Below are 14,980 nucleotides of genomic sequence, written 5' to 3'. Positions count from 1 at the left end.
TCCGGTTGCCCAGCGCCTCGCCTCCGGCGGGCGCTGACGGTGGTTCATACCACCGAAAGCCGTTGCTACGCAACGTCTTTCGGTTCGCGGTAACGTCCATTTGGGATAGTCGTTGTAGACAGTGCGCCGAAACACGTTGCTACGCAACGAGTTTCTTCACAGTAGCGACTGTCTAAAAAGGAACCCTTGCTACGCAAGGGAAACAGGCTAAGCGCTCCGCGCTTATATCATACCCCGGAAACATACCTGCACCGGGTCACCTGGTCGCTCCGCTCCCCAACACCCAAACTACCGAACCACCAGACACACAAACAACCAACACCCCAACTCGCCAACTCCGAAACCACGGGCCCGCGCAGACACCCCACGCCTCCGGCGTGGGACGGATCCCCCGCGAGAAACAACCCCCCGCCGGAGAACCGACACCCCAGACGCGATCACGCCAGCTGGACCGCGGGCAGCGCGCGCTGCCCGGCGGTGCGGTCAGCTGACCAAGACCGCGCCGAGGTCGCCGACACCTGCTAGCCCCCAAACCGCTCGCCGGCCGCCAGCTCGGCGGCACGGGGGTCACGGGCGTGCGGGGCCCGTGTGCCCGGCTACGTCCTCGCTTGCCGCACGGCGACCCAGATGGAACGACCACAGCGGACGAGCCAGAAGCGCGGGCGTTCACGACGCCCGCACTCCCCACCCACAACAGCAGTCAGCTTCATACAACGCCCCTACTCGTCCACCAGCGCGGCAGGAAGCCATCCCAACGTCAACCTGCCCGAGCGGCTCGGAGAGGTCCCTGGGATCGTCGCTCCTCGGGACCTCACGTCCTACCTGCGCGCCGGGGTCCGGCCAACCTCCGGTCAGGCCGTAAGGCTGGCTTCGGAGTCCCAGACCGCATCCCCTGCGGCGACACTGCGCAGGATCTTTTCGGCCGTCGCCAGCCCCCGCAGATCCAGGTCAGGGTCGGTTTCCGCCTGCCGTCGCGCCGCCTCCACCGCAGCTAGGGCTGCAGCCACCTCATCGGGCTGCACGAAAGCCACGGCTAGAGTCTCCTCACCAGGGAGCACGAACTGTCGACGCCGGCGCGGCTTCAGAAGCCGCGCGCGCTGATACCGCTTTTCGACGAGCGCTTTCGCCACGTCGGCGTAAGCAGCCGGCAGACCACCGGGATAGTCGTAGTCGAACTCGCCGAGGCGCTTGAAGATCACGGTCAGCAACGCCTTCAGGAAGACGGTGTTGTCCGGAATCGAGGTCCCTTCAAACAGTGCGTGAAGTGCGCTTCGCCCACGGGCTTCCCGCGGCGCCTCGCTGCGGAGTTCCTGTTCCAGCCGGCGCAGCGATAGGCCGGACCTCGCTTTCAGCGCCCGCAGCTGGTCCATGAACTGCGCCTCCGACGAGATGGCACAAACCTGTGGCGGAAGCACCGCTTCGTCCTGTTTCGGCTTAGTCGTCGTCACGGCCACCTCGGCGCGCTGCCCGCTGGTGACGGCAGCGCGGTCCGCTTCTTCCTTCTGGGCGGCCAGGTACATCGCGTGAATCCGCTGCCGCTGGTTCGACGAACAGTCCAGCGCATCCACGATCCCCTCGTAGACCTGCCAGGCCAGGAGCTTGGGGGTGCGGACGTCGCGCGCAGCCGTGAAGAATCGCCAGTCCGGATCGACCTTCGGTTCGCCATTCGCCTCGCGGGCCGGCTCGCCTTCATTCCGGATCCCGGCAGTGTCCAGCCACCACTCGGGCTTTTCCTTGATCAGCATGTCGATGGCGCTGTGCAGCCGGGGCAGCCACCTGCCCGAGACCGTCGACGTCATACCTCGATCACCTGCCCGGCGAGGCCGCCTGTTTTCCCGCTCGCCGGCGGAATCAGGCCCAGGACGACGACACTGAACAGTGCGATCGCCGCGAACATCGCGGCCTGCAATGCAGTGCCGAGCAGGACCAGCGTGATGATGAACGTGCCCAGCTCGGCCAGCGTGAGGACGTGCAGATACGTGATCGTCACGCACCTTCGCCTCGGCAGCACGAGCACACGGGTGTTGCCCATGAGAACTCCAAGAGGTAGCGAGGGGCGCCAGCAGCGTCGCTGACGCCCCCATTTCGAGCCCGGGTGGCGGATGCGCATCCGGTGGAGCGAGTCATGCGACCGTCCGCAGCTTGCGGTGGTTGCAGCCACCACCACGGCCAGGTCACGATTTGTCCCGTCCACACAAAGAGCACCACAAAACGGTAGGTTCACAAAGGAGTTCCAGCGTCCAGCTTTGTCCGTCCGCGGAAAAGCCCAGTTCAGCGTCTCAAGAAACTGCCATCAGTGTGACTTGAACCACACGCCCGCGTGGGAGACCGCTCGCGGTTTGAACACCATTCAACAAGGTAGTAGGCGAATCTGGTTGAGCCGACTCGGGAAGCTGGAACCGTCCGGAGTTGTCCGGCGGGGGTTGTGTTTCCCCCGCCGGAAGGGGGTAATGCTTGTAGCGCAGCTCGGCGGGCCCTCCAGGGTCAGCCCGAGGCTGCGGACGTGGAGGAGAGCGAAACCCAACTCGAGCCCGGGTGGCGTCGATCCCCATGTAGAGGCCCGGAGGAGCTTCCGTTGCAGCGGAAGCCCTACTCCGGGCCTCGTCATTTCCGCTCCACCTCTCTGCGGTCGAGGCCAATCCCGGTCACGTGTGGCGGGCTTGCTCCAACTGGTCGCGGGTGAGGATGGTGCCCGGAGCCCACTTCTGCGTGAACAACGCCACCAGCCCTCGGGGAGCGTCGTCGCTGATACTCGCGGCCTGGGCGTTGATGTCCTCGAGCAGCACGTTGACGACGGCCGCAAGGGTGCTGGGGCCGTTGCCGTTATAGCCCCAGCTCAGGCCGGCGTAGTGGTCGTTGGGCGCTGGGAAAAGGGTGCCGTCCGCGGTGCGGATCCACACCATCTGATTTTCGTCCGTGTCCTCGTCGAGGATGAGCGTCGACAGTGGACTGGCCGCTGGCAGACGCTGCGGCGCGAGGCCGATGATGTCCGCGCTCTCGTCGGCGGGAAGCGCCACGGGCATGTCGGTGACCGGGTCGACCATGGCGGTGGCGGCGCGGCCGCGGTCGATCGCGTGGTAGATCGCGGTGCGATCGGCCGGCTGCAGCCGGGAGAGGAACTCCATCCCGGTTGCGGTGCGAGGAATGACCAACGGGTAGGACCAGGGAAAGATCGACGCGCCGTCCCACAGCACGATGGTGCGCACGCACTCTTCGGCGAGCCGGTCACGGCGGTGCAGGACCTCGCGCCACCCGGCGCGGGCGAGCGTCTGGTCCAGCTCCCACGGCAGGCTGTCCTCGTCACCGGGCACGGCGTCGGCGGCGAGCACGATGTCGTGGCTGGTGAGCCTGCCGTCCTCGAGTCGCTCGGCGAGGATGCTGAGGTCGGCGCAGCGGTGCGCGGCGCAGCGGTGGGTGATGACCTGCGCAGTGTGGATCAGCGCGCGGTGGGTGACGTGCTCGGGCGGGTAGAGCAGGGCCATCCGGACCAGTGGCTGGATGTCCAGGGGCAGCACGCCGACGTGCTGGACGAGTGGGTCGCCGGGGCGCCAGGCGAGGATGAGGTCCGGGTGGCGCAGGCGGCCGGGCCAGAAGGGCGCCGGGCGTCCTAGGACGCGCGCAAGATCAACCCAGTTGACCAGGACGCTGTGTGCGTTCAGCTGTGTGGGCGGCCAGGTGCGCAGGTCGGGGCCGCCACGCCCCCAGGCCCCGTCAACGACGAGCCGGGCGTCGGCGTGGGGTGCCCACTCGTTGAAGTCGTTGCGCTTGATCGTGCCGCGTCGGGTGTTCCACGCCACAACCACGTCTCCGGACATGGTGCGCCAGTGCTGCAGCACAGCCGTCGGCTCCTCGTCGGCGCGGCGGCGGATCAGTTCGGCGCCGAGGAATCGGGCAGGCTCGGCGCCGTCGACCCACCAGTCCAAGGTGAGATCCCGCGGCGCCCGGTAGCCGGTCTCGGCGATCCAGGCGCGGATCGCGGGGATGGACCACCAGGTGCCATCCTCGTCGGCTTCGTACCAGTCCGGCAGCGCGCGGCGCCGCGCCAGCTTCTGCAAGCCCCGCTCATCCACCTCAAGGAGAGCACAGAGCTCTTCCTGGCTGATCTTGTGCACGTACTGAGTGGTCCCCACAGCGCTGGCTCCCTCGGCGTCGGCCGGTACGACAACACCATGCATACGCGAAGGCACTGACAGTTTCGGCAGCAGGGTTCGTGCGCTCGCAGGCGACGGGTTAACGCTGGCTGGTCAGCGGATGAGCCAGTGGAAGAACTTGATCGCGGCGGCGAGCACACCCAGCCCGATCAGGACAGCCTCCGCGCCCCGGTGGCCGGCCAGGCAGGTGAGGACGGCCGCGCCGGTTCCGGCGAGGACCGACAGCAGGAACACGAGAGCGGTGCGCACGGTCAGCAGGGCGGCGGCCTGGTCGTCGTCGCGGTCGGGCATGGTGTTCTCCTGAACAAGGTCGTGCCGGGTTCAGCCCCGGACTCTGTCCGGGCTGTAGGCACAAACCTGCAGCTCAGGTAACGAAAATCTGAAGACCGAGCAGGTTTAAAAGATCTTGAAATAGCCCGTTACCTCGGCGCCCACCTGCTGCATACGAGGGGTCGTGTACGTGCGTTCCTCAGCGGACACGGCGCGGAGCGACGGAGGAGCGGAGGCCGTGGCCGAGGAGGGGCGCACGTGGACGAGCCCTGGGGACCAGGGGGCGTCCTACAGTTCAGGCGAAGGTGGAGGAGAGCGTGGTGGGTGACCCGGCCGGTGAGCAGCCGCCGCGTCCGGCTGCGCCCCTACAACCGGACGACCAGGTTTCGTTCGAGCCCATCGAGCACGCGCTGCTCGCTACGACGGCGCTGACCGGCACGACGGACGAGGACCGGGAGGAATCCGAGGCGGCCAGCAACCTCGCCCGGCTGACCGCCGAGCGGCACCGCATCAACAAGCTCCGGGCGGAGGGGTTCCAGGGATCGGACTTCGAGGTGTTCCAGGCGGATTTGGTCAGCTACGGCTACCCGGTGATCCGGTCCTGGATCCGCCGCCGCCTGATCTACGCCCTGTGCGCCGACAAGAACCGCCCAGTCACCTGCCCGGAAGACGTCCGCGACTTCCTCGCTGGTCCAGCGGGCGCCGAGGACCGTCAGGAACTGGCCTTGGAGACGGTGGCGCGAGCGCTGCGGCTGTTCCGTGAGCGAGCCCTGATTGGCGGCGAATGGGACCCGGATCGCGGAGCCTCGCTGTCCACCTACTTCGTCGGCGCCTGCCTACTGGTGTTCTCCGGCGTCTTTCGCCCCTGGCTCGCCCAGCACCAGCACTGGCACCAGGCCGGGCCGCACGGGCTCGACCCCACTCAGCAGCAGGACACGTCGCCCCGGCCGATCGACCTCCGCTTCGACGACGATCCGGCCGACATCGCGGTCGACTGGGAACAGTTCCGCACCGAGCTCGCTCCCCTGCCCGCGCGCCTCGCGTACGCCGTCGCCGCCGTGGCGATCTACAGCAAGCCCCATGCTGAGGTCGCAGCCGAGCTCGGCACCACCGAGGACGCGGTGAAACAGATGCTCTACCGGTACCGGAGGCAAGCACGCCGTCGCCAGACATCACGGGAGCGCACATGACCGCCGATACTCCCGACCGCCACGACTTGCTGGCCCGCCTCCGGCGCGCCAAGGCCGTGCTTGACGAGTTGCAGCGTCTGCACGCCGACGATGTCCGTCGGCGAGATCTGTTCGAACTCGGCACCTATATCCACGACTTGGCCAGCACGGGCGCCTCCGTCAATCCCAGCGCAAACCTGCAGGCCATCCTTGGCCACTTGGAGGAGATCGAACGCACGTCACTCGGGACATCCGAGGCGCAGAAGTTGCGTCGGGAGACTCCACCGGAGATCGCAGCGGACGCCATACGCCGCAGCCAGAATCCGCCATCGTCTGTTCAGGCCAACGAACGTCGCCAGCAATGGGTGGCCCGCTGGTTGCCTGATACGGACGAAGGCACCTCGGTGGCAGACCTTCCAGGCCTGGTGCAAATCCCAGGACAACAGATCGCCTCCGCTGACGACGGAACTGCGGTCAGATTTCCGGTTCTGACCGGGCGTGAGCAGCAGGTGTTCATCTTGGCAAGGGAAGGGTTGACGAACCGCGAGATTGGTGAACGGCTGACGCTGGAGGAGAGGACGGTCGAGAGCTACCTGTCGGGACTGCTCCGTAAGCTCGCCGCTGGGCCGGCGAGGCAAAGCCCGGCACAGGGACGCACTCTGCGCGGCGTCGTGGCGATCGATGGCGTGGCGATCGATGGTCCTGCTAGCAGCGAGAAGTTGTCGATCGCGAGCCGAGTCGCAACCAAAGTGAACGCCTGGTTTCTGGACTCTCACCTGTTGTATCGGATGGCGACCTTTGCTGTATTGCAGGCTGGCATCGACATCAACGATGAGCAGCAAATCTTTGAGATTGCGCATCGCGGCCGCCTATTTGCCGACGCTATTCGCGCAGTGCCTCCTGGCGGGTTTCCGGCGCACGAAGCCCTACTCGCATTGATCAACAGTCCTACCGTCTCTAAAGCGATGCCGACCGTCGCTGCTGAACCAGAAATCCGTCAGGTGTGTGTCCACAGACTGCGCCAGCTCATCGAAGAACGAACCACCGCTGGCGATGGGATCGTGGTTGCCGGACGCGACATCGGAACGGTCGTCGCACCCGAGTCTCCGCTCAAGATCAGGCTTGTAGGGAACAGTCTGCCGACTACCAGACGTCGCGACGTTAGGGATGCCGTCGATTTGGACATCGCTGAGCACTCGCTTGATGCCGCGGTCAGCCTTGTCGTAAGCCTCGCCGAACAACGAGGTCTACTCGGCGACGAGTTCGCACATTTGGCCATCGGCCAACCGCCGAACCGGTAAGAGCACGCAGCGCCGTCCGCAAGCCGCCTTTGCAGGCGCACCGTAGAGGCTCACTACTAGGTTCGGAGGTTCTACAGGGGCCGAAGGGGGGCCCAGTCCGACCAACACCCCAACTCCTAAACCCACGCTCTCGTCGGCAGACACCCGCCTCCTGTGGAGGGCACCCAGGACCCAGCACCGGCGCGCACCAGATCAGATGCGAGGCGCGGGACTCACCTCGGAGGTGCAGCGGCTTCGCCGGAGCCACCCCTAGCCGGATGAGGGGAGCTGAGCTGCCAGAACCTTCGGCAAACAAGTGCGGAGGGACGTTGCCGCCGTTCATCATGAACGGATGCGACGACCGTCGGTGAAGCGCCTGTTGGCTGATCCCACCAAGATCCAGGTCCGTATCCCCTACCGCGAACCAAGACACCTGAATCGCGACCTGCTGAAGGACGCAGCGGGCGCTCGAGTCCGCATCGAGTACGACGCAGGGGTGTTCCGGCTGGCGCGTGTCCACCTCAAGGACGTCATTGTCGCGTTGGCGCGCGAGTTCGGGGCGGTAGACGTCCTCTTGGAGTTCAACGAGACCGAGAAGTGCGACACCCGATGCCAGCAAGCCAACCCGGCCACGTTCTACGACTGCACCTGCTCATGCTTGGCTCGTAACCACGGTGGCGTCGGCGTCGGACCCCAGTGGATGCAGGTCGGCGACACTACCTTGATCAACCAGCAACTACGTCAGCACCAGTTCACAGTGACCCGGCAACAGGTAACCGCCACCTGACGACGGAGACACGAGTTGTCGCGGCGGTTGCCCAGCCAGACAGCTCACCTGCGCCGCTCACGCATGGACTGCGCCGAGCTGCTGATATCGCTGCTGGCAGGTTGGGCAAGAGGGCATGTCGACGTGGTCCTGCATGGGGACGAAGACAACTCCGCAGAGTGCGCGCACTGCGCTTCCGTTGTAGGTGCTTTCGGTCAAGCCACGGCGGTGCGTGTAATGGGCGTGCTGCCCGGGCTGTGATTGGGCAAGTTCTTGCTGCGCATTGAGCTGGTCGAGTTCTCGAACCCGGTGGACGTAGTCGCCCGGCTCTGCGATGGTGCTGAAGGTATTGCCGACCCGATCCCAGCTCTGTTCGGGTGGGTTCAGCACGCTCAGTGCCCTCAGGATGAATTGCCATTCGAGTCCACTGCCCGCCCAGCGGCTCGAGGTAAGGATCTCGAGGTCGATCTCATCGGCTTCGTAGTCATCGTCCCTAACGGGCGTCATGGTCAGCCGAACCTCAGCGAATGTTTGTTCACTGGGGGGAAGTCTGTCGGCGAGAGGATGCCGGATAACAGCGCGTGTGGTCCCACCATCTTGGACACTGTGAAGTTGCTCAGTGAGTGTGACCTGCGTGTCGAGGTCCCACTGCTGCATCGCAGCCGAGACTGCTTCGCGTTTGTGCAGACGGATGTCCTCGTCAGTCGGACGCAGGGCCGCGATGCCAGGTCCGTCGGCTTCAATCCGGGCGATTCGTTCGTAAAAGTCGTCATGGTCTTCGTGATCACCTTTTGCCAAGCCCGCGATGAGAAGCCAACACGTGCCGGCGTCGTCGATCCACACTCCGCCGCGCCATTGGCCGGCCTTGACTTCAAGCAGGGTGAGGCTGGAGCACGACTGGATCCGGCCGACGTAGTTGTCGTCAGCAGCCTCCTCGGGGAACGACGCCGCGGCCTTGGTGATAATCGGGTGCGGCAAGTCAGCGAGAGGGTGCAGTTCCTCATAGTTGCCGATCGAGAGCTGGCGCGGCGGGTACGGACTCTCCCAGCCGTTCGTCAGATCTTCTCGAAGCGTGCGCAAGGTGGGGCGGGCACGGCGGCTGAGCATTCGTCAATCATGCCGTGCCCACCACACGCACGGCTGCGCTGGTCAGAGCAAGTCGGCGAGCTCGTCAATCGCTGCAGCGCGTGTCTTGTCTCGCGCGGCGAAGCGCTCGGCGAGCTCACGGCGGTCCCGGTCGCGTGCTTGCTCGAACCGGGCGACGTCAGCGAGGTAGATACGGCGATCGCGGCCAACACGGTGGGAGGGAATGACGCCCGCATCGAGGAGCTTGCATAGGTGCGTGCGGCTCATACCGAGCTCTTTCGCAGCTTGATTGGGTGTCAGCGTGGCAGTCGGCGAGTGCGCAATGATGTCCTCGCCGGCGCGGAGGCAGTTGGCGAGGGTCTGCAGCAGCTCTTGCAGCTCGGGTCCGGGGGCTTGCTGGGCATAGGACTCGAGTGCGTCGAGCTGCTCGGCAGGCAGGGACTGGCTGGTCAGCTTCTGCATAATTTCATGGTACTCGGCGCATGACACAGATGCCACAGATGTCGCAGATGACACCTCGTCTCCTAATGCCCGCGCAATACATTGCACTGCGTGAATCTGGTTGCGAACTTCGCAATCAATGGCGCATACTGAATTACATGACGAAGCGTGACATGATCGATGACCTGGTCGACATCGTGTACCCGTGGCCGGACCCGCTGCCTGATGACGCGGACGAGGAGGCGCGGTGCGGGCTCGACGCGTGGCGCGACGAGGTGGCGGAGCAGCGGCGCGAGTTCGAGCAGAACCTGCGGCTCACCGCAGAGCACGCCGAGGAGTACTTCGACCCGCTGCTGGCCGAGATCGGCACGGCTCGACAGGAGATGCGTGAGGCCGAGGCGCGGATGCGGCTGCTGGTGGCCTACGCCCGCGAATTCGTGCGGCCCCAGCCTTACCAGCTCAAGGACCTGGCCGCCGCGACCGGGATGTCGATCTCCGGGACCCGTACCGCCTACGACGACGACGAGATCGAGGACGTCGCCCGGCGCCTGGGCCGCCCACCGCGCCGCAAGAACCCGACCAGCGCGGTGACCGCGACCGAACACGACACCACCGAAGCGGAGAACTGAGCATGGGCAAGGGGAACCGCTCCCGTACCGGCCGCGCCGACAAGCTCCGCCGCCGCGCGGCCCGCGCGGCCAAGCGCCAGCACGATCGTGGCGGCCACCGTCACGTCGACCTCGACCTCGTCAGCGTCTCGCCGGTCCCGGCCGGGCTCGACCTCGCCGGCTGGCACTACCTCGGCCCCGGAGACGACTTCGACGACGTCGAGGATCTGGACTTCACCGGGCCGGACGAAGCGCTGCTCGACACGAGCGGATGCCCGGTGGCCGAGACGTGCGCGGGCTGCGGTGACGTCTCCGGTCTGCGCCCGGTGGTCGCCGCGTTCAGCCGGCCCGGCGGCTACGACGTCGCGTGCACGACGCTGTGCCACGACTGCGATGGCCGCTCGTTCCTGCAACTACTCGGCCCGGCCGCGCTCGAGGCCGCGTTCCACCGACACGCCAGCCAAGCTCGGTCGGCATCCCCCGCCACGGCCGAGCACGCCTAGCTCCGGGTTCGCACTTCCCGGGCGAGCGCGGGACGATCGGGGACTACAGCTGTCGTACGGGCTGCCGTGCAGGTCGGAAGGGTAGGCGCGCTCATGGGCATCACCGCCGCAGGGCTCGCGGTGCGGCCGCTGGAGGCCGCTGACCATCACGCTGTGCTCGAGCTGGTCAACGCGGACAGGCTTCCCGGCCAGCCGGTCGCCACAGCCGAGATGCTCGGCGAGGCTATCGCCGGCCGCTCGCCGGTCGACTCGTCGTGGTGGGAGGAGCTGGCCGCGCCGCGCACGGCTGTGGCCACGACCAGCGACGGCGAGGTCGTGGGGGTGGTGTCGTTCTCCACGCGGTCCCGGGATGGCGCGGGGGTGCTGCTGTGGCTGCACGCGCGGGAAGACCGCACCACGATCGACGTTCTGCTGCAGCACGTCCTGGCTGAGCTACGTGAGCACCGGGTGGTGGAAGCGTTCAGCTTTGCCACCGCCCTCGGGCTCGGTCTGGAGGCGCTGCCCGTGCGGCACCGGCCGGTGACCGCGGCGGCCCTGGTCGAGGCCGGATTCGTCGGCACCAACCTGTGGCGGTACATGGGCCGCCGGCTGCCCGCCGACGACTTGTCACGGCTTCCCGAGGTGCGGATCGAGGCCCCAGAGCCGGACGTCCGCGAGCTGACCGTGGTCGAACGAGACCAGGCGCTCGCGCAGGCCACCGTCGGGGTGCCGGTGTTCGGGATCGGCGTGCTGTGGTGGATCAGCAGCGAGCCCGAGGCCCGCGGGCGTGGGTACGGGCGGGCGCTGCTCGGCTCGGCGCTGCAGCTGCTGACCGAGCTCGGCGCCTCCGAAGTGATCTTGTTCGTCGACGATGACGAGCCTGGCGGTGAGCGGGATCGGACGGCGGCCAACCGGCTCTACGACGCCAGCGGGTTCATCGAGTACGACCGGCTGCACTCCTACCGGCTGGAGCGCTGAGCTTCGGTACCCGGAATCTCGGCCCCGGCCTGGAGCGCACCGGCCAGCCACGACTCGACCGCGAGCACGTTCATCCGCACTGCGGTGTCCAGCTCGCCGGCGAGTGCTGCGGGATCCAGCAGACCGGCGGCGACCGCGAACGGCGCCTGCACAGGTCCGGACACCGCCGCGGTGAGCGCGTGACGGTAGTACTGCTTGCGCGGCGGGAGCACCGCCCGCGCCGCCGGCGGGAGCAAGCCGACAACTGCGGCTTTGCAACGCTGATAGGCCGTGGGCAGACGCGGGTCGTAGCGGTCGGTCAGCGGCGTCGCCAGCGCGGCCGCCACGAGGGCCGGGTGCAGAAACGGGGAGGCCTCGGGCACCGAGCCGTTGGGCGGTAGGTAGCTGCGCGGCCAGAACGCGTCGTGCGCGTCGGCCGCCGCCCAGCTGCGGCGCGTGCGGGCGTGCTCGGCGAGGGTGCCGGTGATCCATTCCTGGGCGCGGGTCAGCGCCGGCGCTCTCCACAATTCAGCGACCACCGGAGAGATGGCCGGTTGGCACCATTCGGGCCAGTTCGCCGCCCAGTACCAGCGGGCCCGCCGCTCGGCGGGCAAGAGGCCGGCTGCGGTGGCGAGCAGTTCACCGGTCCAGCCCGGACCGGAACGCCGGGAGTCGCCCAGATAGCGGCAGGCGGCCAGCAGCCGCCCCGAACGCAGCAGCAGCGGGGTGAGATAGCGCGGCACGGCGAGCAATTCATCGGCCCCGTTGCCCGACAGCACCACACCCGCGCCACGCTCAGCAGCGAGATGGGCGATCGTGGCGTTGGCGCCCGGTAAGGCATCCAGCCGCGGCCCGTGCGGCGACCAGGCCGGTTCCGCGCCGCAGTCGGTGGGGTCGAGCACCACGAGCTCGACCCCGAGCGCCAGATCCCGGATCAGACGCGCGACCACGTCGGCGGCCGCCAGGCCGTGGTCGTCGACGAGGTCGGTGCAGTAGGCGAGCACCCGGCGCCGGGGCCGCAGCGCCGCGACCTGCAGCAGCACCGCAAGCGAGTCCAGGCCGCCCGACACGGTGACCGCCACCGTGTCCACGCCCTCACACAACTCGGCGACCACCTCGCCGAACACCTCACGCAGAGGGCGCGGCCGGTGAACAGGCGCGGGTGCCGGCCACACCGTCTCCACCCCGTGCCACGGCGCCACGCTGAACTCGCCCTGCAAGCCAGGGCCGGTGAACAGGAACGCCAGCGCTGCGAGGTCGACCCGCGGTCGCGAGCCAGCGGCATCCCACGGCGACGTGTGGAGGCACCCTGGCGCGCCACTGGAGCGGTATGCAGGGCGCAGGGTCACGGCACCCGCGCGGTGCTCACCGATGGCGCAGCGCGCGCAGCCCACGCACCAGGCTGCGCAAGACATCCCAAGACCTGTGGTGGTCCGATTCCGCCAGGCGCCCCTTCACACCACGACCATGGGACCCATCCCCCGGATGCGATTTCGCCGACATCCAACCCCCTCAAGATCAGCAAAACTGCCCACCCGATGATCACCGACCTCATGGCGCAGCACCATCCGCCGTGCTAGTGATGCTGTGTGCCTGCCTGGTGATCTATCTGCGATGCCGGCGTCCACCAGCGGCCTCCGGAGAGGTCACCTCCTAGGGCTCCGCGGTCCGTACGACCTCCCGGTGCCCCTTCGGGGAGCTCCGCTTCGCGACGGTCCACCCAGCCGGCCACACCGACGGCTTCACTGCGCCCTCCGCGACAGCGGCGCCGTCGAAGCTGGCCTCGCCGGCGAAGGTCGCGCCCCCGAACCAGGCATCACCGGTGAAGGCCGCGCCCTGGAACACGGCCTTGCCAGTGAAGGTCGCGCCCCCGAAGCGGGCCTCGCCGGTGAAGGCCGCGCCCTGGAACACGGCCTTGCCAGTGAAGGTCGCGCCTGCGAACCAGGCATCGCCGGTGAAGGTCGCGCCGCCGAACAAGGCATCGCCGGTGAAGGTCGCGCCTGCGAACCAGGCATCGCCGGTGAAGGTCGCGCGGTCGAACAAGGATGGGCCCGTAAAGGTCGCGCCCCAGAATGAAGCGGCGTTGCTGAAGATCGCCTTCCCGAACCAGGTATGGCCGGTGAAGGTCGCATCGTCGAACAAGGCATCACCAGTGAAGGTCGCGCCCTCGAACAAGGTAGGACCGGTGACGTGCGCGTACGCGAATCGGGCGCTTCGAACGCGGCATTGGCTTAGGTCGAGGTTGGTGAGGTGTGCGCCGGTGAGATCCAGGTCGATGTTGGGCCAGTACGTCAACGGCGGGGACTGGGGGTCTGGGCAGCGTAGGTGGTCCTGCAGGATTCGCTGGGCAGTGAGGCGGACCTCGTGTTCCTGCCGACGCTGCTCGTTGCCGTCAGGGCGCTGGGCTGCCGCGGCGCCAGCGATCCGGCGCGTGCGACGGGCCTGTCCACGCCCGTGGCCGGGGTGCGGCGGTGGGGTGTGGGGCATGCGCAGGTAGGCACACAGCACGTTGCTGATGGTTTGCCGCTGGCTGGGGTTGTCCTGCGCGAGGCGCTCGAGGGCGTAGAGCCCGCCGAGCCGCACCGCGGCCTTGTCAGAGCCCAGTTGGTCGACCGCACGCCCGTAGAGTTCGGTAACGCGCCGCTCAGTGGCGTCACGGATGGTGTGCGCCCCGGTGATCTCGCTGGTGTGTTGGCGGCGAAACGCCAGGAGCAGCGCGATCGCGCCACCGGTGCCTGCCGCGGTTGTCAACGCGGTCTTGACGATGTCGATCCGTGCGCTCGCCCCAGCATCCGGGCCGGCAACGCGGGTGGTGAGGACGTACACCAACCACGTCGCGGCCGTTACTAGCACCACGGCCGGCAGCAGCAGCCACCCCGAGATCGGCTTCAGCTCCTGCGGTCGATCTCGACCACGACGCCGCCACCGCGACAGTCCAGCTCTCACATCCCGCATATCGTTTCCCGGACGTGCCACGTCACAGCCAGGCGGATGGCGCCCGCCGCGGCGGACCCGGTGGCGTGATGCTCGCCACTGTCCGGTTGCGGATGCGTCCTGGGTGGCGCAGCTGCCGGTGTTCGTCGGGTGGTAGCGCCGATGCTCTGACCAGCACCGTTCCCTATCCGTCTAGTCCTATCCGTCTAGGCAATTTTGTCGAGTCCGTACGTAGGGCTATTCGATAACTTTATTAGTAGCGCGAGAAAGCCATTCATGGCGCCCTGCGGAAATGGTAGGCTTGTGAGCGCAAGAAGGCCCCCACTCGTGGCGTCCGAGTGGGGGCTCCGTCGTACCCGTCGCGTCACCGACGAGTACTCCGACGCCAGGAAGGAGGAAGGAAGTTGCCTAGACGCGTCTCCAAGCTGCCGGAATGGCTCACGCAGCTGCTGTGCCGCTTCGGTGCCCAGCTGCTCGTCGAGTTCTTCCGCGAGCACTTCCCTTCGTGGTTTCCCTGGCTGCATCTCTGATGCTACCAAGTTACTGCGGGTTTTAAAACCAGAAAAAACTAATCGGCAATCGTCAATCAGGAGGTGGTAGTTTCCGTGAGTCAGCGCGGAGCACGCGCGGGAGTTGCACGGAAGGTTAATCAACAGAGTTTCACGTCACCAGAAAACCCCTTCGCGGCATGCCGTGAAGGGGTTTTCTGCATCGTCGGAAACCTCGAAACTCGACCGGAAACCCGATGCCGGAAACCCTGCAGTCAGCTGCCGGAAGTTCCGCCCGCCGGACAGCTGGTCGTGAGCGGGCCTGCTGCGGCTCCAACCCTCGGACCA

15 protein-coding genes are annotated in these 14,980 nt (G+C 67.1%); 7 read left to right on the top strand and 8 right to left on the bottom strand.

The genetic code is table 11. The features are described 5' to 3' along the window. Positions 1 to 851 precede the first annotated feature (851 nt). The 4 genes from AMY39116_RS0329365 to AMY39116_RS43810 all read right to left on the bottom strand — a co-directional run bounded on the left by AMY39116_RS0329365 (position 852) and on the right by AMY39116_RS43810 (position 4,442). Positions 852 to 1,799: a hypothetical protein gene (locus AMY39116_RS0329365; protein WP_020421182.1), complete on the bottom strand. Its 948-nt coding sequence runs from the start codon at positions 1,797 to 1,799 to the stop codon at positions 852 to 854. After that, entirely contained in the window at positions 1,796 to 2,032 is a 237-nt protein-coding gene (locus tag AMY39116_RS0329360) for a hypothetical protein (RefSeq protein WP_020421181.1), read from the bottom strand. The genes AMY39116_RS0329365 and AMY39116_RS0329360 overlap by 4 nt, the downstream gene beginning before the upstream one ends. A 613-nt stretch (positions 2,033 to 2,645) precedes the next feature. Continuing rightward, complete coding sequence (locus AMY39116_RS0329355; protein ID WP_235716244.1) at positions 2,646 to 4,130, bottom strand: hypothetical protein; 1,485 nt, start codon at positions 4,128 to 4,130, stop codon at positions 2,646 to 2,648. Positions 4,131 to 4,244: 114 nt separating this feature from the next. After that, positions 4,245 to 4,442, bottom strand: a complete 198-nt coding sequence (locus tag AMY39116_RS43810; RefSeq protein WP_020421179.1) for a hypothetical protein — start codon at positions 4,440 to 4,442, stop codon at positions 4,245 to 4,247. A 299-nt stretch (positions 4,443 to 4,741) separates the two neighbouring features. Between AMY39116_RS43810 and AMY39116_RS44835 the strand changes: the two genes are divergently transcribed. From AMY39116_RS44835 to AMY39116_RS43800, 3 genes are all read left to right on the top strand, one after another. After that, positions 4,742 to 5,611, top strand: coding sequence for a sigma factor-like helix-turn-helix DNA-binding protein (locus AMY39116_RS44835; protein ID WP_020421178.1), 870 nt, complete (start codon positions 4,742 to 4,744; stop codon positions 5,609 to 5,611). Further along, positions 5,608 to 6,891 (top strand): (d)CMP kinase, encoded by a 1,284-nt coding sequence (locus tag AMY39116_RS0329340; RefSeq protein WP_020421177.1) that lies wholly within the window; start codon positions 5,608 to 5,610, stop codon positions 6,889 to 6,891. The genes AMY39116_RS44835 and AMY39116_RS0329340 overlap by 4 nt, the downstream gene beginning before the upstream one ends. A gap of 331 nt (positions 6,892 to 7,222) precedes the next feature. Further along, positions 7,223 to 7,657, top strand: a complete 435-nt coding sequence (locus AMY39116_RS43800; RefSeq protein ID WP_157358735.1) for a hypothetical protein — start codon at positions 7,223 to 7,225, stop codon at positions 7,655 to 7,657. A gap of 57 nt (positions 7,658 to 7,714) precedes the next feature. Here AMY39116_RS43800 and AMY39116_RS44830 read toward each other — a convergent pair whose 3' ends face one another. Together AMY39116_RS44830 and AMY39116_RS0329325 are read right to left on the bottom strand one after the other, a co-directional pair. Further along, complete coding sequence (locus AMY39116_RS44830; protein ID WP_020421175.1) at positions 7,715 to 8,743, bottom strand: DUF3039 domain-containing protein; 1,029 nt, start codon at positions 8,741 to 8,743, stop codon at positions 7,715 to 7,717. Between the two features lie 42 nt (positions 8,744 to 8,785). Then, a complete protein-coding gene (locus AMY39116_RS0329325; protein ID WP_020421174.1) occupies positions 8,786 to 9,184 on the bottom strand; it encodes an excisionase family DNA-binding protein in 399 nt (132 codons plus the stop codon). A gap of 137 nt (positions 9,185 to 9,321) precedes the next feature. On the opposite strand from AMY39116_RS0329325, the gene AMY39116_RS43790 reads away from it, so the two are divergent. The 3 genes from AMY39116_RS43790 to AMY39116_RS0329310 all read left to right on the top strand — a co-directional run bounded on the left by AMY39116_RS43790 (position 9,322) and on the right by AMY39116_RS0329310 (position 11,231). Next, positions 9,322 to 9,792, top strand: coding sequence for a hypothetical protein (locus AMY39116_RS43790; protein WP_193354400.1), 471 nt, complete (start codon positions 9,322 to 9,324; stop codon positions 9,790 to 9,792). 2 nt (positions 9,793 to 9,794) lie between these two features. Then, complete coding sequence (locus AMY39116_RS47005) at positions 9,795 to 10,274, top strand: hypothetical protein (protein ID WP_020421172.1); 480 nt, start codon at positions 9,795 to 9,797, stop codon at positions 10,272 to 10,274. A 153-nt stretch (positions 10,275 to 10,427) separates the two neighbouring features. Further along, a complete protein-coding gene (locus AMY39116_RS0329310; protein WP_202961469.1) occupies positions 10,428 to 11,231 on the top strand; it encodes a GNAT family N-acetyltransferase in 804 nt (267 codons plus the stop codon). Here AMY39116_RS0329310 and AMY39116_RS0329305 read toward each other — a convergent pair. Then, the gene (locus AMY39116_RS0329305; protein WP_020421170.1) at positions 11,213 to 12,337 is read right to left on the bottom strand and encodes an asparagine synthase-related protein; all 1,125 of its coding nucleotides are present in this window, start codon (positions 12,335 to 12,337) and stop codon (positions 11,213 to 11,215) included. The genes AMY39116_RS0329310 and AMY39116_RS0329305 overlap by 19 nt on opposite strands. 526 nt (positions 12,338 to 12,863) lie before the next feature. Further along, entirely contained in the window at positions 12,864 to 14,036 is a 1,173-nt protein-coding gene (locus AMY39116_RS43780; protein ID WP_162146056.1) for a pentapeptide repeat-containing protein, read from the bottom strand. Positions 14,037 to 14,548: 512 nt separating this feature from the next. Between AMY39116_RS43780 and AMY39116_RS47935 the strand changes: the two genes are divergently transcribed. Further along, complete coding sequence (locus AMY39116_RS47935) at positions 14,549 to 14,674, top strand: hypothetical protein (RefSeq protein WP_020421168.1); 126 nt, start codon at positions 14,549 to 14,551, stop codon at positions 14,672 to 14,674. Positions 14,675 to 14,980: the final 306 nt, after the last annotated feature.

Origin of the sequence: Amycolatopsis sp. ATCC 39116 (genome assembly GCF_000231075.2) — a bacterium.
Lineage (GTDB): Bacteria > Actinomycetota > Actinomycetes > Mycobacteriales > Pseudonocardiaceae > Amycolatopsis_E > Amycolatopsis_E tucumanensis.
Note: the sequence above shows the minus strand (reverse complement) of the source record. Positions and strands in the feature narration are given on the sequence as shown.

Coding starts and splice junctions, on each gene's coding strand:
- AMY39116_RS0329365 (WP_020421182.1), bottom strand. CDS start 1,799: ATGACGTCGACGGTCTCGGGCAGGTGGCTGCCCCGGCTGCACAGCGCC.
- AMY39116_RS0329360 (WP_020421181.1), bottom strand. CDS start 2,032: ATGGGCAACACCCGTGTGCTCGTGCTGCCGAGGCGAAGGTGCGTGACG.
- AMY39116_RS43810 (WP_020421179.1), bottom strand. CDS start 4,442: ATGCCCGACCGCGACGACGACCAGGCCGCCGCCCTGCTGACCGTGCGC.
- AMY39116_RS0329340 (WP_020421177.1), top strand. CDS start 5,608: ATGACCGCCGATACTCCCGACCGCCACGACTTGCTGGCCCGCCTCCGG.
- AMY39116_RS43800 (WP_157358735.1), top strand. CDS start 7,223: ATGCGACGACCGTCGGTGAAGCGCCTGTTGGCTGATCCCACCAAGATC.
- AMY39116_RS44830 (WP_020421175.1), bottom strand. CDS start 8,743: ATGCTCAGCCGCCGTGCCCGCCCCACCTTGCGCACGCTTCGAGAAGAT.
- AMY39116_RS0329325 (WP_020421174.1), bottom strand. CDS start 9,184: ATGCAGAAGCTGACCAGCCAGTCCCTGCCTGCCGAGCAGCTCGACGCA.
- AMY39116_RS43790 (WP_193354400.1), top strand. CDS start 9,322: ATGACGAAGCGTGACATGATCGATGACCTGGTCGACATCGTGTACCCG.
- AMY39116_RS47005 (WP_020421172.1), top strand. CDS start 9,795: ATGGGCAAGGGGAACCGCTCCCGTACCGGCCGCGCCGACAAGCTCCGC.